Source organism: Streptomyces mabaensis (genome assembly GCF_053763515.1).
Window position 1 is genome coordinate 1 of sequence record NZ_JBSOPZ010000031.1, and the last position, 19,099, is coordinate 19,099.

Consider the following 19,099-nt stretch of genomic DNA (forward strand, 5'->3'; position numbering starts at 1 on the left):
TATGCGGGCACCATCCCGATGCCGGAGCAAACCCCCGGATCAGGTCGAACCCGTACACCACTTCTCTGGACGCAACCCGATGAAGCATCTAACGATCCGGTGGACCCGATCACCTGAGACATCAAGCGAATCGGACCGGTTCACTTGAGACAGGGACCAGATCGACAGAGAACGGGACACGTGGCCTGACGCCCAGGATTCCTGAAATCCGCCCGCGCGCCCTTCCCTGCGCGGACCGCCAGACCGTGCAACGCGTTCCCCCGGCCCTGCTCTGTGGAAGTGTTCCGGCAGGTCAGGGGTGCAACACGGACTCTGTTTGGCTCTGTTCACGAGATGTGACAGCACTTGAGCACGAATCTGGGAGGCACCTCGCGGGTGGAGCGGCGCTCGGATGTTCACGAGCTTTGACAGTAAGCGCGTGAGGCGTCGGTCCGGCTCACGTGCTGTACTCGCCGTTGGCGAGGATGGTGTGGGCGGCTCCCAAGAGCCGTGCGCAGCGCCGGGTCATGGCCGTGGGTGACTGGTCGGGGCGGTTGATCCACCAGCGGACCAGGGCGGTGCACAGGCCGCGCCATGCGTGTTTGAGGGCGTCGGCGTCGAGCGGGTCGCTGGTTCTGGCGGCGTGCAGGAGGTCGGCGGTGCCGGTCGCGGCGAGGTCGTCGATGGCGTCGCGGTAGTAGGCCGCGCGGTGGGCGGCGTCGCTGTCGGGCGGCAGCGAATGGTCGTAGAGGACGAACCATGCCTCGCGCTGCCCGTCGAGTGCGGTGAACAGGGCGTGCAGCACGCGCAGAGGTGTGGGCGGTGCGCCGGTGTCACGTTCGGCCATTGCGGCGCGGATGGCGCCCAGCAGCCGGTCGCCGACCGGGTTGAGGCAGGCGAGGTAGAGGTCCTGCTTGCTGCCGAAGTACTGGTGCACGAGTGGCTTGGTGACGCCGATGCGGGTGGCGATGGCGGCCAGGGTGGTGGCCTCGTAGCCGTGGCGGCCGAACTCCTCGGTGGCCGCGGCCAGGACCTGTCGTTCGCGTGCGGCCCTCGGCACGCCCTTGGTGCCGGCCCTGGAGGAGAGCGTTGTCATGGGACCAGATCTTACCCTAGGGTAATTTACCGACGGGTAAATTCCTTGGACCCCGCTGGAGCGCACCCATGCCTGCCACCGCGACCGACCCCCACACCTCCCGCACCCGCTCCTGGTGGGGCTGGGGCTATGCCGACGCCCACCCCGACGACGCCGAATGCGTCGCGATGGGGGCCCTGCTGCCGGGCATCCTGGCCCGCCCGCTGCCGATCCCCCGGGTCGCCGACCTGCCCATCGGCCGCCCCGCCGCTACGCCCCCGCCCTCCCTGGCGCACCTGGTCACGGCCGACCCGCAGGCGCGCGCCGCCCACGCCATGGGCAAGGCATACCGCGACGTCATCCGGGCCCTGCGCGGCCGGCCCGGCCGGATCCCCGACCTCGTCGCCCACCCGACCAGCGACCAGGACGTGGCCGACCTGCTGGACTGGGCCGGCGAGCACGGCGTGGCCGTCATCCCCTTCGGGGGCGGCTCCTCGGTGGTCGGCGGCGTGGAGTACCGCGGCGACACCCACCACGCAGTACTCTCGCTCGACCTGACCTCGATGGACCGCGTCCTGGAGATCGACATCGCCAGCCGCTCAGCCCGCATCCAGGCCGGGGCCCTCGGCCCCGTGCTGGAGGCCCAGTTGCGGCCCCACGGCCTGACCCTGCGCCACTTCCCACAGAGCTTCGAGTTCTCCACACTCGGCGGCTGGCTGGCCACCCGGGCAGGCGGCCACTACGCCACCGTCCACACCCACATCGACGACTTCGTGCAGTCCCTGCGCGTGGTCACGCCCGCCGGGGCCAGCACGTCCTGGCGACTGCCCGCATCTGGCGCCGGACCGTCGCCCGACCGGCTCTTCCTCGGATCCGAGGGCACGCTCGGCGTCATCACCGAGGCATGGATGCGCCTGCAGGAGCGCCCCCGCCACAAAGCCTCCGCGTCCGTGGCCTTCGCCGACTTGCACTGCGCACTGGACGCGGTGCGGGCCATCGCCCAGTCCGACCTCGCCCCGGCCAACTGCCGCCTGCTCGACCCCGGCGAGGCGCTACTGTCCGGCGCCTCCCACGACGGCTCCGCCGTCCTGGTCCTGGGCTTCGAGTCCGCCACCACCCCCGTCGACGACCGCCTCGCGGCCGCCGTGGACCTGGCCCGCGCCCACGGCGGTCGCGGCGAGGCGGCTTCGGCGGACCGCGGCGCCCCGGCAGACGCGGCCGTGGGCGCCTGGCGCTCAGCGTTTCTGCGCATGCCCTACCTGCGCGACGGCCTGGCCCGCATGGGGGCCGTCGTCGAGACCTTCGAGACCGCCGCCACCTGGGACACGATTCCCGCCCTGATCGACGCCGTCCGCAACGAGGTCGGCGCCGCCGCCTCGAAGGCCACAGGCAACCCGGCCACCATCAACTGCCGCCTCACCCACGTCTACCCCGACGGCGCCGCCCCCTACTTCACCGTGGCCGTCGCCGGCCGGGTCGGCGACGAGGTCGAGGTCTGGGACGACATCAAAGCCGCCGCGACCGACGTCCTGCACCGCCACCGCGCCACCATCACCCACCACCACGCCGTCGGCCGCGACCACCGCCCCGGCTACGACCTCCAGCGCCCGGAGCCCTTCGCGCTGGCGCTGCACGCCGCCAAGGACGCCTTGGACCCCCACCGCATCCTCAATCCCGGCGTCCTGCTCGACTGACAAGACGGCGGCAATCGGGCGCAGGCGGCGGGAACTGCCGCAACGGCTTCCCCACGCCGCGTCCTCCGACAGCGGGACGCGGGTGGCTCCTCAAGCCGCCCGCGTCCCGCCGGACACCGCAACCCACACGGACACCCGCACCTTCACAGTCGCCATCTCCGGCGTCGCCCCCGCCCAGACCGAAGGTCAAGCCCCGGGGCGCTGGCATTTTTCGTGAACACTGACCGAGGCAGAAATCAGGTGCCTCCCGAACTCGTGCTCAAGTGCTGTCGCATCTCGTGGACAGAGCCACTCTGTTGCACTCCCGTGTTGCAGGGAGGTGTCGCACAGGTCGTTGCGGGCTCGCACCGTGGATGGAGACCTGGGCCTCCGCCAGGACGATGCCGGTCGCCGGGTCGCGGTGCACGGGGACGTACAGGCCCCAGTCGGCGTCACCGGCCGTGAGCCAGCCTCCGGCCCACGGGGCGTCGGTGGTCTCCAGCACGCGACCGGCGAGCGGGCCGCCCAGGAGTCAGACGATCACAGCGGTACTCCATCCGGCGGGACTTTCCCACCTCACCCTTTGGTGAGGCTCGGCACCGGAAGACAGCACCAGGGCGCCGGCGTCTTCCGTCCGGCTCCGCCGCCGGGCTGACGGCGGCGCGGCGCGGCAGCCCGGCCGACGCGCAACGGGCTGAGCGCACCCCGATCCCCGGCCGCGGCCGTACCGCCCATCCCGCCCGTCCCTTACTCCTTCACTCCAGCCAGGGACATGGGCAGAGCAGCCGCAACGGGGATGTCGGCGGACCGACCACGGCGAAATCGTGCGGTGACCTGCACGGACACGGAGACGGCCCGCCGGGTCGCGCAACAGTAGGCGCAACCCCAGTCGCAACATGGGGCGCAACCCATAGGCGCAACCCCTGTCGCAACCTCGTGCTCCTGGTCGACCGAGGCGGCCGGTCACGCGGCCTGGACGGCTCCCGGGGAGCGGGCCAGCTGCCGCAGCTCGGAACGCGCCGCCGGCACCGAGGGGACGGTCTCCCAGTAGGGGTGCCACCACAGCCGTCCGGACAGGAGCAGCAGGCGGCGGCGCAGGGCGGTGGTGTCGCGGGGGCGGGGTGCGGCGAGCGCTTCGTAGGTGGCGTTCCAGGCGTGCTGCGTCTGCACCAGGTCGTCGGGGAAGTCGGTCACGTCCATACCGGCATTAGATCGCTTGTTCGAATTATGTGTCACCTCGGCACTCCTTGCTCTGGCGCCGTGATGTGACTGAGCGCTGTAGTTGGCCTGTGAGCGTTCTAGTTGGCCCGGGTGCGGGTCGAGGAGCGAGCGGAGGCGTACGGCAGAATCCCGCTGTGACATCCATGGGGGTCCTGCCCGAGCTGGAAGCCGGCATGGCAGAGCTGTCAACGCCGATGCGGGTGTACGTGGCGACCGGGCGGTTCACTGAGCCGGACCCCGACCTGCCAGAGCTGGCGGCCCAGATCCGCACGCTGCTGGTCGAGGTCGCGGTGGACGAGGCCTGGCGGCGCTTCCTGCTCGGGTACACCCCGCCGTCCGCCCCTGAGATCTGCGCCGCACTGGAACCAGTGCAACCGCACGGGGCCGCCGCGTTCCTGGTCCGGGTCGCGGCTGTCGACCTGGTCTGGCCGAGCCACCGACACCTGCCCATCGAGGCAGCCGAGCGCGCGGCGGACCGGGTGGTGTCACTGCTCGGACCGGGGGCCAGCTGGTGGACCAACCACGACGCCGGGTGCGGCGCCGTGAACGGGCTTACCCCACTGTTCAACAGCCTGCTCGCAGGAACGGACGGTGAGCACTTCGCGCTGGCCCTGCAGATCGCCGACGACTGAGCGCCCCGCCCTGTAGGGCGTGCAGCTCGACCAAGCCATCGCCGAGTTCTGGCCACGGCCCACATCAACGAACTGGCCAGCTCGCTCGCTCCACCACCCTGAGCACGCACTCGGTGGCTTTGTTCACGAGTTGCGACGGCGGCTATTCAGCAATTCGGGAGGCCGGCCGGAGCGGGCCAAGGCTGATGTTCACGAGAAGGGGAGGCACCCCTCATGGCCACGGTGTCCGCCCGGACAGGGCACTGGCGATCAAGGAGCCTGGTCACTCGGAGGAGTGACCAGTTCGGCAGTGCAGACAAGGCTGTAGTTAAGTGATCACCGCCCGCTCACAACTACGGACCGGAGCTGCCATGTCCAACTCATCCGTCAAGGCGATCACCGAGGGCCGCACCAACGTCGCAAACATCTCCAGCTGGCTCGACAATCCGATGTACGACCACCTCAAGCCTCTCCTCAACCCCTCGGAGTTGGTGAAGGACCTCACGCATATCCCCGCCTACGGCAAGCTCTTCGGTAAGCACGGCACCCTCAGCAGTTGGGTGGCCAAGGGCCCGAACAAGCCCATCTCGGCCCAGGAGATCAGCGAGGCAATGCCTGGGCTGGTGAACGCCGTCTCGGCTAAGACCGGCCAGGACACACAGCGGACCGCCCAGGAACTCTCAGAGGGCTTGCCCGACCTCATCGACAACATGACCCCCAACGGTTCCTGGGAAGACGACGAGAACGACGACGAATAGACCGCGTAACCGGCTCCCCTTGGCCCCGCACGACGCCACCACCCAACAGAAGTGGGCTGGAGTTGTCAGTGAGTCGGTAGAGCATCGACCACCGCGTTAGTTCTCAGCCTGACCCCAAAGGCAGGATGCCGCCCCGGCGGCGTCCTGCCCGTAAACCGGGGACAGGCGCCGGCCAGGTTGATAGCCACGTGGCACCGCACCGGGGTGCAGTGCCGTCGAAACTCGTGAACAATCCGCGCCGATATCGACGCCCCCACGCCTCCCGATCCCGCGCCGAAGTGCTGTCCGTTCTCATGAACAGAGCCACACTCGGCCAGGCGGGCCAACTATGGCGCTCAGTCACATGTGTTCTGTGCCATCGCATGTTGAGCGCGTGCCATCGATTCTTGATGGATTTCGATTCGGGCCATCGATGGTTGAGCGCGCCGGCCGTTGGGTGAGGCCGTTCCGATGATCACGGGATGGCTTTCGGTCGGATGGGTGGCTGGATCATAGTCGCTGATGGTGACCATCTGTCACTGATCGATAGCGTGTGGTTGCCGTGCCCCACAGGCGGGAGCACGGCCTCGGGATCGGTTCTCGGTTTGTGCGGCGATGACCGGGCCTGGGCTTACTCGATGCCATGTTGAGGAGTGCAGATGGCCGACAAGAAGGTTGAGGACGACCAGCGGCTGTGGCGGTCGGTGTTCACAACGGCTGGCGGGTGGGGCGAGGACGTGCCCTTCGCCGACCACCAGAGTGTGGCCGCCCCGGCGCTGGCCGAGGCCGCGGGGACGCTGGTGTGTGTGCACCGCGGGGCGCGGGTGGAGGGCAAGGCGCAGCAGGCGGTGCGGTGGACCTGGCACCGGCCCGCGTCGGTGGTCCCGTACGCGGAGAAGCTGGCCGCCCTGTTGAAGAAGGCGGATGAGGACAGGCCGGACGCGGACCTGGACAAGCGGGTCGCGGTGGGGGTCGAGGAGCTTGCGGCGGCCCGCCGTTGGGCGCCGGACGCCGATCTGGGGGACATGGAGAGCACGGAGACGCCGGCCCTGGTCAACGACCGGGGTGTGCTGCGGTGCGTCTACGCTCGGAGCAAGGGTGGTGACAACGGGGCCACCGGCATCGCGTCGCTGTACGAGGCGGTCCTCGATGCCCAGAGCGAGGACGGCGTACGCGACGAGGCCAAGGCCGTTGGCGGGCTCAAGGGCGGCGGCGCAGGCGGGGTGATGTCCCCGGTTGCCCCCGCCCTGACCGCTGGGCATCCTCACGGCCCTGCCGACAGCCCGCCCAGCTCACCATGGCTCCCGGCCATGACCGCACCCTGCGCCAGGCCAGGTGCGGTCCGCGCGCACGAAATCGACCGCGCCTGTGACCTGCATTGGGCACTTCACGGCAGGTGGGCGTGCTCGCGTCCCGGACCAGGCACGGGCATACTCCAGGCCGTGGACAGCGTGAATGACTCGAACACGGCCTCTGGCAGCGAAACAGCTGACGACGGGCCGCTGGGTCCCCAATACAAGTTCGCCGGCGTATGGGTGGTCACCGCCCTCGGCGACGTCGACATGGACAACCTCACGCCACTCTCCGCCGCTCTCACCGCAGCGGCAGAGGCCCACCCGGTCGTAGTCCTGGACGTCTCCGGTGTCACCTTCGGCGACTCCAGCTTCCTCAACATCCTCCTGCGCATCCACCAGGCCACCAGCCTGCGCATCGCCGCATCCGTCGACCAGCTCACCCGTCTGTTCGACATCACAGGCGCCGACACCGTGCTCGACATCCGACCCACCCTCACCGACGCCACCACACACTGACCGCACAGACGGCCTCTCGCCCCCGTGTCGGTAAACGGGTGCCCGCCCAGCGGCCTAGGTGGTGTCTTCAAATGATCTCGAGTGGTGGATCATGGTCGGGTGATACGTCGCCATGAACTGTCGTATGCCGAGTGGGAGTTCGTTCGGCCTCTGCTGCCTGAGTCGTTGCGGGGCAGGAAGCGGTTGGACGACCGCACGGTGCTCAACGGGATCGTGTGGAAGTTCCGGACCGGGGTGGCTTGGCGGGACGTGCCCGAGCGGTACGGTCCGTGGGCCACGCTCCACACCCGTTTCCGCCGGTGGGCGCTGGACGGCACGTTCGCGCGTATGCTCCAGGCCGCCCAGACCAGGGCGGACGCGGCTGGGGACATCGACTGGCTCGTGTCGGTCGACTCCACCGTCGTCCGCGCCCACCAGCACGCCGCCGGGGCACGAAAAGGGGGCTCCGCAGCCCCGCACTCGGACGCTCCCGAGGTGGCCTGACCAGCAAGATTCACCTGGCCTGCGATGCCCTGGGGCGTCCGCTCGCCTTCACCGTCACAGGCGGGAACACCAACGACTGCACCCAGTTCACCGCCGTGATGGAAGCGATACGGGTGCCGCGCCTCGGCCCGGGACGGCCACGGAACCGGCCCGACCACGTCCTGGGCGACAAGGGCTACAGCTCCAAGGCCATCCGGGCCTGGCTCAGGCGCCGGGGCGTCGGCCACACCATCCCCGAACGGGCCGACCAGATACGGCGGCCAGGTCTTGCCCTTGACGGTGCGGGTGATGCCGGACAGCAGCCAGCCGGGGACCAGGACGCTGCCGGCCTTGTGACGTCGGGGCGGGATCTCTCAGCCACTTGGATCGTTGATCCACACATGGATCTGTTGCCCACGAAGGCCGCGCCGACTGTGGAGGAGCGCGCTGGCGCCGCGGCCGACGCCGCCTGTCATCTGCACGACGCCGTGACAGGCCCAGGGAGCTGGAGCCGTGAAGCAGGACACCGTCCAGACGATCGACACAGGCGCGCTGACCCTGGCGAGAGTGCACCCTGACATCGAGGCGCTGCTCGCGCCGGTGCACGCCATGATGGCCAACGTCCGAAAGTAACTGGGCCTCCCGCCGGCTGGCAACGACCCCGGCGCCGTCCACGCCGCAGGGCCATGCTCACCACCGGCCCCGATCAACTCCCCCCCCCCGCTCCCCATTACCTTCTTGGTGGCCCCGCAACGGGGCGCCCGCCCTCCGGAGTTGGCATGACTTTCTCCCCCTGTCGAACGCATGGCCTGGGGGGTGTCACCGGCTCCGGAGGCATCGACAGACCGCTGATTAGGGGCATGACCATCGGCTTCTTCGCAGGTCGGGAGGCTCTTCGTAATGTGGATGTGGCGATCGGTGCCGTGTGACGGCCGGGCGGGAACAACCGGAGGACGCACGTGATCGACGTGAGCGAGATCGGCGCCTTCCTCGGCCTGGACGTCGGCAAGGGCGAACACCACGCCACCGCCGTCACCCCGGCCGGGAAGAAGGCGTTCGACAAGCGGCTGCCCAACAGCGAACCCAAGCTCCGCGAGGTGTTCGGCAAGCTGCAGGCCAAGCACGGAACCGTGCTGGTGATCGTGGACCAGCCCGCCTCCATCGGTGCTCTGCCGCTGGCGGTGGCGAGGGACATGGGCTGCCCGGTCGCCTACCTGCCCGGGCTGACGATGCGGCGAATCGCCGACCTCTATCCCGGCGAGGCCAAGACCGATGCCCGCGACGCCTTCGTCATCGTACGGGGCCAGCGGCTCGTCGAGCGTCACGAAGCCCTGGGCCGCGGAGAGGACCAGGACTGTGCCGGCGCTGCAAGCGATGGCGTCCGCGGCCCGGCGGCACAGCAGGTGGAACGGTCCGACGTAGAGGTCCGCGGCCGGGACGGGGACGGTCGTGGCGAGCGTGGCAGCGCTGCACCGCACCACTACGACGGGGCCTCCGCGGGGGTGGCTTCGGAGCGCCCGACGACGATGACTACGTGGTTGAGTGGCGCGACCACCAGGTGTCTCGCGAGCATCTCGGCTATCCAGAGACAGCTCGCCAGTTGGAGATCCGGTTGTCACGCTGTCACCTCACGAACCGCCCTTCTGTCAGCGCCGACCTTGCCGCGGCGAGAGAAGAGCGCGGAACCACAGTCTTTGATTGGCTGGTCGAGATCTTCGACGATCGCGCCCCTGGCGTCCTGCGCCTCCGGTGACAGGTCACGAGGACGCCTGGCCGTACGGGCCGCGGTGAAGGCCCGGCGCACTTTGATCCTGGCGGTCGGTCAGGAGGCGGCCGAGCAGGTCCACGCGCTCGTGCTGCGGGAGCGGCCGTCCGGGCGAAGGTGGGGAAACTCGGGTTGGCGGCTTCGGCCGTCGTACGGATCCGGATCGGTCCGTCACGCGAGTCTGACTCCGATGACGTAGGCCCTGATCTTGAGCCAGGGCTGGGTGGTGCTGTTACATGCTCGCGTCCAGGTCCGCGTTGACCACCCACCCCTTGCCGTCGTCGGTCGGTCTGTTCTTCTTCACCGATGCATGAAGTTGACCTGCATGCCGCCACCAGTGAGCACGTAACCCTCGGGCAGGGTGATCGTGGCATCCTGACCAGGGCCCACCTCGCTGGAGGAGAACACCTTGGATTCCAGGGCCATCGGTTTACCCTTCGCCTGGCCTTCAAGTTGGCCCGTGGCCCCCATAACGGCCCCCTTCGCCGCGCCAGTGATCGGATTCGTCATGCCAGTACCTTTGCTGTTGAGACGAGACGATGAGATGCCGTAGTCGAACGGCATAGGCAATTGGTTCACGGACTGTCCCGGTTCTACCGTCATGGACTCTCCGCGGTAATCGGCATGGCGGAACAGCTCCAGCACCTTGCTGGTCTTGTTCACCACGGAGCTGGTGAGGTCCGCGTGCGAGTGGTAGCCGTTGAGGGAACTGACCGACTCGTCGGAGATCACGGTCTGGCCGCGCCCCTGCGCAGCGTTGAATCCCGGGTGCTCGTAGAGCGCGTACTTGCCGTCCGGACACGACGCGATACCTGCCGCCTGCCTGCATTCCACACTCATGAAGGGCACTCCTTGTCGGATGAGCGGCGGCACCCACGCAGGCAGAAGCCGTGTGCCGAGGGAGTCCCGCTCCTTTACTCATTACGTTCGCCCGTAACAGCACTCTTCGCCAGGTGAATGCCCGCGCACAGGTGATCCGACCCCGCGTGGTCACCCAAGCCCGAGGCAGACCCATGACCTACAGCCTTCCCCCGATGCTCTCGCCCCCCGAGCGCGCCACCGACCTGCTGATGGACTTCTTGGGCGCGATCGGCGACGGGTGCCGCACCCTGACTGGCTCTGTAGGTGACGGGGAGGATCAGGCACAGATTTCGTGAGGACGATCAACGGGGGCGAACCTCGGTGACAGAACGTCATCTGGGCTGTGGTCGACGCCCAGAAGGGGTTATCGGAGCGATCCTTGTTCGTCGATGAACACGGTGGGCGTGGACAGGAACACATCGGTGTTCACGGGGCCGTAGGCGATGTTGAACGTGTCCAGCCAGTACGACCAGTCCCGGATCCCCAGTGCACTGCTGAAGCGGTAGTTGAGCTGCCAGCGCACCCACTGGCCAGGGATGAGCCGGACACCTGGGGGTCGCCGCTGCCGAGGCGGCAGGGCGAACAAGGGCTGCACTCGTGGAAGCACGCGGAGTCGACCATCTGCCTCACGGAGCTGGACATCGACCTTGCTCAGGTCTTCCCGGCTGTCATACGGCTCGAAGCCGTCACGCTCATGCATGCGAATCACATGCGCGAAGGAGGCTGCATCATGCGGGAGAGCGAAGCCGACCGGGGCAGCGTTCCTGCGCGAGGCAGCCTCTCCTCCCCGGGACTCCTTCGTCCAGGACGTCCGTATCCACTGGACGGTGATCGCCATGGCGTACCCCCGCCGAGTCGTTGAGGGACTCACTCTATGTCCCTCATTCACCGGACCCGTCCGGCGGTTACTGACTGTGCCGGCGGGCGGGTGGCTTCCCCGGGCGCCGGGCCGGGCAGCCGATGCACCCCGACGCCCTCTCGGCTTTGGTCAACGACCTCGGCATCCCCACCACCGCCAGTCGCGTGGGTCTCCGCGATCCGCGAGCACGTCCTGGGGATGCCCGCCCCTGTCGCCGCCAACGCCCTCGGCTACCACCAAGTCACCACCGCCAAGCTGGCCGCCCAAGCCGGAGGAACGTGGAGCCGGTACGCCGCCGGAGACCACCTACGGTCACCATCGGGCTGGACCCCGCAGGGAAATACGGTGGCCGATGCCGCCGGCCCCGGGACGGATCTTTGGGCGGCCGCCCGGCCGTGGTCAGCTTGTTGTCCTTGACGCGGTCGGTGATGAGGTGGTGCTTGCTGCCGGGGTGGGCGCGGCGTACCGCTCAGACTGGCTACGCACGGTTACTATGTTCGTGCCCGGCTACCGAAGCTCATGAGGTTGGTGCCAGTGGCAGGTGCGGCAGCGCACTCGGCACGATGCCGAGTCGAAGAGCGAGGAGTATCGGGTGAACCTCGATGACGTGAAGGCCGAAGCGGCACGCCTTTCGCACTGGGCTCACATCGCCACGGTCGGCGCCGACAACAAGCCGGATGTTGTTCCGGTATGGCCGGCCTGGGAGGGCGAAACTGTCTGGATCTCCACGGGTGCGAAGAGCGTGAAGGCGCGCAACATCGCCGTGAATCCGGCTGTTGCGATGCACTGGCAGGTCGACGCGAGCGGAGATGGCGTGATGTTGTGGGGCACAGCGACTGTGTACACCGACATCGACACGAAACGCCGCCTGTGGACGGGACTGTTCGATTACGACCTGAACGACTTCGTCCCTGACGGCCCGGAGTCTCCGGAGGCCGCCTTCGTGGCGATCGTCCCCGAACGTGCACTCGCGTTGAAGCAGTACGGTATGGCAGGCCGCGACACGTGGCGCCGGGCCTGAGCCGTCCGGGACAACGCACACCGCCGGCTCATCGGGGCCGTTCAAGCCGCTGTGGGCAGAGCGGCGAATCGGCGGGTGATTCAGGATCCGCGATGTCGCCGGTGCGGCCGAAGACGGCGATCAGGACGGGCTGGGACTGGCCGTAGTCGAGCGCGGCCGCGGCGGCCGGGTCGGTGTCTCGCGTACAAACGTCGCGATGCCGGCGGCGACGGCGGCGTGAATGGCGCCCAGCACGCGCAAGACATCCCCACGCAACAGATTCGACGACCCCGCCGGATTGATGCCCCCTCTTCCCACCCACCAGTGGGACGCTGCCGTACGGGCCGGGGTCGGAGAACACCTCGGCGAGGTCCAGGTGGCCGTCCGGTCCCTGCCCGCGCTCGCGGACCAGGCGTCGGGGCGCAGGGTCACGAAGGTGCGGACCGCGAACGGGGCGGTGACTTGCGTCAGCACAGAGCTCTCCCGTGAAGATGGGCATGCGGAACAGCGTCATCCCGGGCGCGCACACCCTGTACTTCGGGCACCAGCCCGTAGCCCCTGAGGTCCAATGACTCGACGGCTTCGCCCTTGATCCTTGTGACGGTCTTGGCCCACCGAGTGGCATGGGCGGCGAGCGCCAAGGACTCCACCCATCCGTCTGTGCTGGCATGCAGGGCTGTCCAGCGGTAGGCGTCGATCCCGAACGCACCCTCAGGGCCGATCATGAATCCGTAGGCCATGGACACTCGGCAGCTCCCCGCCGGAAACGACCAGCCCTCAGCGGCCGAGCCCTCGGGACAGCCAGCGTCCAGGATGCGCGGGCCGCCCTCGTAGAACGGGGCAGGCGGCAGGGCGAGTCCGCCCCAGCAGTCCTGGAAGGCCGCGGCCCGATCGATCTCCACAGCGGGGATCTCGCGCTCGATCCAGGCATCGTGGTGGTGCCGGATGTCCTGCCGGGGGACACAGATGCCATCCACCTCGACGAACCTCTGGGCCCGGCGGCTCAGGCCGGCAGGTGCGACTGCGATCGGCGATACGGGGTTGCCGGCCATCACCGCTGCTCACCACCGCCGACGCGGAGTACGGCCGCCGCAATCTCCCGCACGCGGTCCAGAGTGATCCCTGTGCGCTGTTCAACGGCGAGGGGATGGTCGGTGGGCTCAAGCTCGACGTAGGGGCGTTCACCGACCGGGCGGGTGTGGACATGCGTCTTCAGGTTGAGGGTCGTGGGCGAGTAGACCGGCAGGTCGGTGGTGAGCCAGCCGAAGTACGGCTGCTCCGCCTCGCGGTCGGGCCTGTCCCACAGATCTGCAGCCCGGGAGAAGTTCTCACGGCTGAGCGAGACCCATACACCCCAGGAAAACACCTCGTCGCTGTCGATGACCGGTATCTCGATCAGGCCCTTGACGAAGTAGTGCTGCCCGCGGACCACGCACTGGTCCGATGAGAGCAGGCAGTCGTCGGCGCCGACGAAGGCCGGATCCCACACGGCTGGGGCCTCGGCCGTGTGGTTCATCGGCAGTTCAAGGTGCTGAGTCCCGCAGCACGTGCAGGTGAATCCGAGGTCACTGGTCATGGCGCTGGAGCCTAGCGACAGGCGCCGGAACCACCTCGGACGGGGAGCTCCTCACGTCCACCTGTGACTAAGCGCGGGACCTGGGCTGGTAGGACAATTTCAAGGCACAGCACCCGGCTGTCCCGCGCGAACCGGGTCACCAACGGGCGCGCAGCACGCCGTCGGTGTCCGGCAGGATGGCGCAGAGCAGCGAGTGGCGTTCGTCGAGGGGCAGGGCGCAGGCCGCTCGCGCATCGGCCACTCGGGCGGCGAGCTCCTGGTACTCGGTGTCGTCGACGATCGCGTGGCTGATCGTTCCGTCTTGCGCCTCCCAGACGAACTCCACGGATCCCTCCTCGGGCAGCGTGGCGAGGACCGCTCCGACGTCCGGGGTCAGGTCGGGCCAGACGGTCAGCAGGGCGCGCGGGCCGAGACCGGCGCGCACTGCATCGAGGTTCTCCGGCGTGAGACGGTGCCAGCGTGCGGCGTTGCGGACGTAGGTCTCCTCGAGGAGCAGCGTCTGCCGTGAGGCAAGCACGGTGCGCACGCGAGTCCAGAAGTCCTCGTCGGCTGGCTCCGTCACTTCCGCTTCGTCGACCTCAGCCGCATAGGGCGAGGCCGTCAGCGGTTCCGGGAAGAGGCCGAGTTCCCGCGTACGGGCCACAGCGTCCGCGCAGGGCCGGTCGCTGCCCACGTACACATACTGGTCCCACCCGACATACACGGTGAACTCATCCCCTGCCTCCAGCCGGCACCAAGCGCCCTGGTCGCGGAGCATGGCCCGGACCAGTTCCAGGGCGACCGGAAGGGAGACCTCGGCGCCGTCGTGGTAGCCGGTGAGGTCCGGTGGGAAGAGTCCGCCGAGGCCGTGCCCTTTAACCGGCGGCTCCGGGCCGAAGTGGACGAAGCCGGTGACCGCAGGTTCACGGATCTCCAACCGGTCGATGTCCGAGGCCTCCGCGAAGGCGGCGATCGCCGCCAGGTACGCCGCTTCGACAGGTCCGTGGTCACTGACCGTGTCCTCGGCGCCGGTGAAGTGGCCTCGCTCGTCACGGTCAGCGGGGTCGTATTTGGTAATCCGGTGGACGAAGGACGGCGGCACGCTGCTCCTTGGACGGACGGAAGGGGTGCCAGCGTAGTTTCCGGTCCCGATTCCGTGGTCGAAAGGTGGCCGGTCCCACTTCGCAGGGGTTCGAGGCCCGTGACTGGCTGCGTAGGTTTCAAGCGAGAGCACTTGTTGGTGGGTTTCGGCATCACGCGTCGCCTGGAGAGCGCGTGAATGTTGGTGAGAACTAAGAGGTTGTCTCACGTGGCAAGTTTCGCGAGCTTCTTGAGTAGCTCATGGCGGTGGCCATGGCCAGGATCCGGCTCTGCCGGTCGTTGCGGTCCACGTACGGGATCTTGAGACCACGAGCAGCCCATGGCAGGCTCATGCCGCATGATCGATGAATTCGCGAAGAACAGCCTGCACGGGAGACTGCGCCGGGACCGCAAGGCGCTGCTCTGGAAACTTGACGGCCTGTCCGAGTACGACGCCCGCCGACCTTTGACAGTGACCGGGACCAACCTCCTCGGCCTGGTCAAACACGTGGCCAGCGTTGAGGCAAGGTACTTCGGCGAGGTCTTCGACCGCCCTTCCCCGGAACCGCTGCCCCGTTGGCAGGACCACGACGGCAGCGATCTGTGGGCGGCTGAGGACGAGGCGCGCGATCAGATCATCGAGTCCTACCAGCGCACCTGGGAACACTCAGACGCAACGATCAACGAGCTTCCCCTCGACGCCCCCGGCCACGTGCCGTGGTGGCCGGAGCCATACTCCAACACGAACCTGTTCGCCATCCTGGTCCACGTCCTCGGCGAGACCAATCGGCATGCCGGGCACGCCGACATCCTGCGCGAAGGCGTCGACGGCCGAACCGGGATGCGCCCCGAACACGAGATGCAGATCGATGAGGACGCCCGCACCGCCTACTGCGCGAAGATCGAGCAGGCCGCCAGATCGGCCGCATCAGTCAAGGCATAGAGGCCGTCCCCCGCAACTTGATGTTCGAGCGACATGATGCCGGCCGTGAGTGCTGATCTGTCGAAGCGTCTGGTTCCTGATGAACTCTGGGAGCTCGTCGCCCCGTTACTGCCGTCGTTCGCGGCTCGACCGCAAGGTGGCGGGACCGCTCCGTGTGACGAGCGGGCCGTGTTCACCGCAGTGGTGTACGTGCTGACCAGCGGCTGTGCCTGGCGGCATCTGCCGCCGACGTTCGGCACCTCCTCCGCCACCGCGCATCGCCGCTTCACGGTATGGACCGAGGTCGGCCTGTGGCGTCGGCTGCATCGGGCGGTGCTGGACGAACTCGGCGTCCGGGGCAAGGTGGACTGGACCTCGGCGATCGTCGACGCGGCCTCCGTTCGCGCCAAAAGGGGGGATCGCTGACGGGGCCGAACCCGGTCGATCGAGGCAAGAAGGGCAGCAAGCTGCACGTGCTGTCCGATGCCCAGGGCATCCCCCTCGCCGTCGCCGTGTCAGGTGCGAACATGCACGACAGCCTCGCCCTCAAGCCACTCATCCTCGGCATCCCCGCCGTCCGGTCCCGCCGGGGACCACGGCGGCGCCGGCCCGTCAAGCTCCGTGCGGACAAGGCGTACTTCTCCGCCGAACACCTCAGCTGGCTGCGCGAGCGTGGGCTCGTCGCGCGCATCGCTCGACCAGGCATCGAGTCCGGGGAACGCCTTGGTCGGCACCGCTGGAAGATCGAGCGGTCGATCGCTTGGCTCTTCGGCTACCGCCGCCTGACCATCCGATACGAACGAAAGGGCTCACACTTCCTCGCCTTCCTCGGCCTGGCCGCTACCCTGACCTGTTACAAGAAGCTCGCGAAACTTGCCACGTGAGACAACCTCTAAGAGCACGCGAGGTGGCGACGGGTTCGATCGTGCGTGCGGAGCCAGCCCCGTTCGTGGCAGGATGGCGCCATGTTGATCAGAAAGGGCGATGCCGCGTAGGCGCCCGAAGGCCGTCCGCGCTGAGCGCTGGCGGCCTCGCAGACATGTTGTAGTTCGGCAGATCCGCGGCGTTTCCGCGAAGACGCGTGCAGCCGTCCGCCGCGTTGAGCATGAGCGGATGTGGCCTGACGCAGTTGCTGACGGACTCTCCCGTTTCGAGTGGGCGTTCAAACAACCCGGCCGTTACCTGAACGCGTCCCCCGTCTGGCAGCCTGGACTGGAGGTGGAGTATGCCCGCGACGATCTGGAGCAGGCCATGCTTCACCTCCCTCGCGGTGCCCGGCGTGATCTCGGTCGGCTGATTGCTCGCATCGACGACGAGTTCGAGCGTCGTACTCTGCCGGACCCCGGACCGGCGAGCGACTGGATGGTCGGCGGCTGGTGGTGGTCAAGGATCCGCGAGCACTGATGCTGGTAACGGAGCCCCATGCGTCCTGATCAGCTCGTGGCCAGCTGTTGTTCGGCGCGGGCGCGGGTGGTGGCGAGGCGGTAGGAGTCGGTGCCGGTCTCGATGATGTTGCCGCCGAAGGTGAGGCGGTCGACGATGGCCGCGCAGAGGCGGGGGTCGGTGAAGGTCTTTGTCCAGCCGGAGAACGATTCGTTCGAGGCGATGGCCACGCTGTTCTTTCCTCCCGCTCGGTCAGAACCTGGAAGAGAAGTTCAGCGCCACGGCGGTCGAGTTCCATGTAGCCGAGTTCGTCGATGCACAAAAGATCGACTCGGCCGTAGCGGGCGATGGTCTTGGTCAGCTGCTTTTCATCGGCTGCCTCGACCAGCTCGTTGACGAGCTTAGTCGCGAGGACGTACTTGACTCGGTAGCCGGCCATCGCGGCCTCGGTGCCGAGCGCGATCAGCAGGTGGGACTTGCCGGTGCCGGAGTCGCCAATGAGGCAGAGCGGCAAGCTCTTCTTGATCCATTCGCACTTGGCGAAGGTTCGAGTTCGGGGCTCGGCTTCCAGCCCTGGTAGACGAGTTCCTGCTTCTCCTGGTCCACCCACACGGTCGGACTCTGTTTGTCCCCGGTGTTGAGGTCGATGCCGATGAACACTAACGCCATGTCAGCCTCCGTCGACGGGCTGTGCAGTTGTGTGCACCACCGTCGTCCGTGCGGGGCAACCGGTCAAGGGCACGATGCAGCCATTGCGCAGCGCAGTCGGGCAGTGGCGCACACATCTGCACATTGCTGGTCAGCTGCACGGCGGCGTCCCTAGCGTCATGTGCAGCGGCAGCCCTACACGTCTCTCTGCAGGGGAACCGCGTACTCGAGCGGCTACTCCCGCGGAGGCATTGGGATGTCAACCATCACCAGACCACTCCCCCCTATGGCCAGCCTGTCGCAGCGTCAGCGACGCGGCATGGACTGCGTCTGGTGCGGAATCACACTCACCGCGGGCATCCCGGTCGACCTCGGCGCCCGCCCCTGTCACACGGGGGAGGTGACCTTCAGCTGGTACCCCCGCGCCTGCCCCGCGCACAAGGGCGGCCTGTCGTGATCTGCGGAAAGTGCGACCAGCCGATCAAATCGGGCGAGCCGTACCGGTCCTACGACATCGACCGGGCGTCCGGGGCCGGCCTCACCATCCGTCAGCACCGCGTCTGCCCGCCCCGCGAAGGCGGCTGAACGCCCGTCCGCGACCAGCGCCGAACGGTTGCTGACGGGCCCCACTCCTCGTAAGAGGAACGTCCGCCGAGCGTTCCGTGGGCATTACCCGGAGCACGCGGCATGGAAGCGGCGCGCCCAATTCCGCCGAAGAGCTGAGCTCATATCCGAGTCCCGGCCGTCACGCGGCCGGGGTGTCAGCGTTCACGTAACTCGGCTCTGGCGAAGATCTTGTGATTGGGCCCGTGATCTGGGCACCGGCCGACGGGCGGCCCCGGTCCCCGTCGGGCGTCGTCATCGAGCCGGGGCACATCGGGACGAGCCGCTATCGTGCTGCCGTGACCGGTTCTGTACAACGCCCGCTGCTCTTCCTCGATGTCGACGGACCACTCATCCCGTTCGGGGCGGCGCCGCAGGAGTATCGGACCTATCAGACCAGTCCCGAACTGCGGGAGGGCGGCTCGAATCCGCTTCTGACCAGGATCAATCCCGAGCACGGGCCCCGGCTGGCAGCGATGCCGTGCGATCTGGTCTGGGCCACGACGTGGATGGCCGACGCGAACGCGTGCATCGCGCCACGGATCGGCCTGCCGCCGTTGGCCGTGGTGACCTGGTCGGAGCCGTCCGACGTCGATGAGCAGGACGAGCGGAACGGGTTGCACTGGAAGACCCGCGCTCTTGTCGGCTGGGCGGCAGGGCGCTCATTCGCCTGGGTCGACGATGAGATCACCGACACCGATCGAAACTGGGTCTCCGCACACCATCAAGGACATGCTCTGCTCCATCGTGTCGATCCGCGTCGGGGCCTCACCGATCATGACTTCGCGGCTCTCAACGCATGGCTGCAACGGACGGCCGGGCTCATCGGCACCTGACCCTTGTCATCGAGCGAC

The 19,099-nt window shown here is 68.0% G+C and carries 18 protein-coding genes and 3 pseudogenes; 13 read left to right on the forward strand and 8 right to left on the reverse strand.

Annotated features, from left to right (window positions below):
- Positions 1-436: 436 nt before the first annotated feature.
- On the reverse strand, positions 437-1,075 hold the full coding sequence (locus ACWV17_RS24910; protein ID WP_455361469.1) for a TetR/AcrR family transcriptional regulator: 639 nt from the start codon (positions 1,073-1,075) through the stop codon (positions 437-439).
- Positions 1,076-1,143: 68 nt separating this feature from the next.
- Between ACWV17_RS24910 and ACWV17_RS24915 the strand changes: the two genes are divergently transcribed.
- Positions 1,144-2,748 (forward strand): FAD-binding oxidoreductase, encoded by a 1,605-nt coding sequence (locus tag ACWV17_RS24915; RefSeq protein ID WP_455361470.1) that lies wholly within the window; start codon positions 1,144-1,146, stop codon positions 2,746-2,748.
- 942 nt (positions 2,749-3,690) lie between these two features.
- On the opposite strand, the gene ACWV17_RS24920 is transcribed toward ACWV17_RS24915, so the two are convergent.
- Positions 3,691-3,927, reverse strand: a complete 237-nt coding sequence (locus ACWV17_RS24920) for a hypothetical protein (RefSeq protein ID WP_455361471.1) — start codon at positions 3,925-3,927, stop codon at positions 3,691-3,693.
- A gap of 164 nt (positions 3,928-4,091) precedes the next feature.
- On the opposite strand from ACWV17_RS24920, the gene ACWV17_RS24925 reads away from it, so the two are divergent.
- The 5 genes and pseudogenes from ACWV17_RS24925 to ACWV17_RS24945 all read left to right on the forward strand — a co-directional run.
- A complete protein-coding gene (locus ACWV17_RS24925) occupies positions 4,092-4,580 on the forward strand; it encodes a hypothetical protein (RefSeq protein ID WP_455361534.1) in 489 nt (162 codons plus the stop codon).
- Positions 4,581-4,930: 350 nt separating this feature from the next.
- Complete coding sequence (locus ACWV17_RS24930) at positions 4,931-5,317, forward strand: YidB family protein (RefSeq protein WP_455356954.1); 387 nt, start codon at positions 4,931-4,933, stop codon at positions 5,315-5,317.
- A gap of 638 nt (positions 5,318-5,955) precedes the next feature.
- The gene (locus ACWV17_RS24935; protein ID WP_455361472.1) at positions 5,956-7,107 is read left to right on the forward strand and encodes an STAS domain-containing protein; all 1,152 of its coding nucleotides are present in this window, start codon (positions 5,956-5,958) and stop codon (positions 7,105-7,107) included.
- A gap of 81 nt (positions 7,108-7,188) precedes the next feature.
- Positions 7,189-7,844: pseudogene (locus ACWV17_RS24940) on the forward strand (IS5 family transposase); the annotation flags it as partial.
- 684 nt (positions 7,845-8,528) lie between these two features.
- A pseudogene (locus ACWV17_RS24945) lies at positions 8,529-8,879 on the forward strand (IS110 family transposase); the annotation flags it as partial.
- A 755-nt stretch (positions 8,880-9,634) separates the two neighbouring features.
- Here the strand turns inward: ACWV17_RS24945 and ACWV17_RS24950 are convergent.
- Both ACWV17_RS24950 and ACWV17_RS24955 read right to left on the reverse strand, forming a co-directional pair.
- Positions 9,635-10,174 (reverse strand): peptidase inhibitor family I36 protein, encoded by a 540-nt coding sequence (locus ACWV17_RS24950; protein ID WP_455361473.1) that lies wholly within the window; start codon positions 10,172-10,174, stop codon positions 9,635-9,637.
- A gap of 385 nt (positions 10,175-10,559) precedes the next feature.
- Positions 10,560-11,033: a hypothetical protein gene (locus tag ACWV17_RS24955; protein ID WP_455361474.1), complete on the reverse strand. Its 474-nt coding sequence runs from the start codon at positions 11,031-11,033 to the stop codon at positions 10,560-10,562.
- Positions 11,034-11,646: 613 nt separating this feature from the next.
- On the opposite strand from ACWV17_RS24955, the gene ACWV17_RS24960 reads away from it, so the two are divergent.
- Positions 11,647-12,075, forward strand: coding sequence for a pyridoxamine 5'-phosphate oxidase family protein (locus tag ACWV17_RS24960; RefSeq protein ID WP_455357515.1), 429 nt, complete (start codon positions 11,647-11,649; stop codon positions 12,073-12,075).
- Positions 12,076-12,521: 446 nt separating this feature from the next.
- Here ACWV17_RS24960 and ACWV17_RS24965 read toward each other — a convergent pair whose 3' ends face one another.
- From ACWV17_RS24965 to ACWV17_RS24975, 3 genes are all read right to left on the reverse strand, one after another.
- Positions 12,522-13,106: a hypothetical protein gene (locus ACWV17_RS24965; protein WP_455361475.1), complete on the reverse strand. Its 585-nt coding sequence runs from the start codon at positions 13,104-13,106 to the stop codon at positions 12,522-12,524.
- On the reverse strand, positions 13,106-13,570 hold the full coding sequence (locus tag ACWV17_RS24970; protein ID WP_455357523.1) for a DUF2199 domain-containing protein: 465 nt from the start codon (positions 13,568-13,570) through the stop codon (positions 13,106-13,108). The genes ACWV17_RS24965 and ACWV17_RS24970 overlap by 1 nt, the downstream gene beginning before the upstream one ends.
- A 196-nt stretch (positions 13,571-13,766) precedes the next feature.
- Positions 13,767-14,711 carry an RNA-binding protein gene (locus ACWV17_RS24975; protein WP_455361476.1) on the reverse strand — a complete coding sequence of 315 codons (945 nt, stop codon included), beginning with the start codon at positions 14,709-14,711 and terminating at the stop codon, positions 13,767-13,769.
- A gap of 336 nt (positions 14,712-15,047) precedes the next feature.
- On the opposite strand from ACWV17_RS24975, the gene ACWV17_RS24980 reads away from it, so the two are divergent.
- The 3 genes from ACWV17_RS24980 (at position 15,048) to ACWV17_RS24990 (ending at position 17,015) form a co-directional block, all read left to right on the forward strand.
- The gene (locus tag ACWV17_RS24980; protein WP_455361477.1) at positions 15,048-15,632 is read left to right on the forward strand and encodes a DinB family protein; all 585 of its coding nucleotides are present in this window, start codon (positions 15,048-15,050) and stop codon (positions 15,630-15,632) included.
- 45 nt (positions 15,633-15,677) lie between these two features.
- Positions 15,678-16,495, forward strand: a protein-coding gene (locus ACWV17_RS24985; RefSeq protein ID WP_455361535.1) for an IS5 family transposase whose coding sequence is annotated in 2 segments (ribosomal slippage) — positions 15,678-16,020 and positions 16,020-16,495 — 819 coding nt in all. Because the reading frame shifts where the segments join, the coding sequence is not laid out codon by codon here.
- A 229-nt stretch (positions 16,496-16,724) separates the two neighbouring features.
- On the forward strand, positions 16,725-17,015 hold the full coding sequence (locus ACWV17_RS24990; protein WP_455361478.1) for a hypothetical protein: 291 nt from the start codon (positions 16,725-16,727) through the stop codon (positions 17,013-17,015).
- A gap of 29 nt (positions 17,016-17,044) precedes the next feature.
- Here the strand turns inward: ACWV17_RS24990 and ACWV17_RS24995 are convergent.
- A pseudogene (locus tag ACWV17_RS24995) lies at positions 17,045-17,526 on the reverse strand (ATP-binding protein); the annotation flags it as partial.
- A 402-nt stretch (positions 17,527-17,928) separates the two neighbouring features.
- Here ACWV17_RS24995 and ACWV17_RS25000 point away from each other — a divergent pair.
- The 3 genes from ACWV17_RS25000 to ACWV17_RS25010 all read left to right on the forward strand — a co-directional run bounded on the left by ACWV17_RS25000 (position 17,929) and on the right by ACWV17_RS25010 (position 19,081).
- Positions 17,929-18,099 (forward strand): hypothetical protein, encoded by a 171-nt coding sequence (locus ACWV17_RS25000; protein WP_455361479.1) that lies wholly within the window; start codon positions 17,929-17,931, stop codon positions 18,097-18,099.
- Entirely contained in the window at positions 18,096-18,227 is a 132-nt protein-coding gene (locus ACWV17_RS25005) for a hypothetical protein (RefSeq protein ID WP_455361480.1), read from the forward strand. The genes ACWV17_RS25000 and ACWV17_RS25005 overlap by 4 nt, the downstream gene beginning before the upstream one ends.
- Positions 18,228-18,544: 317 nt before the next feature.
- Complete coding sequence (locus ACWV17_RS25010) at positions 18,545-19,081, forward strand: HAD domain-containing protein (RefSeq protein WP_455361481.1); 537 nt, start codon at positions 18,545-18,547, stop codon at positions 19,079-19,081.
- Positions 19,082-19,099: the final 18 nt, after the last annotated feature.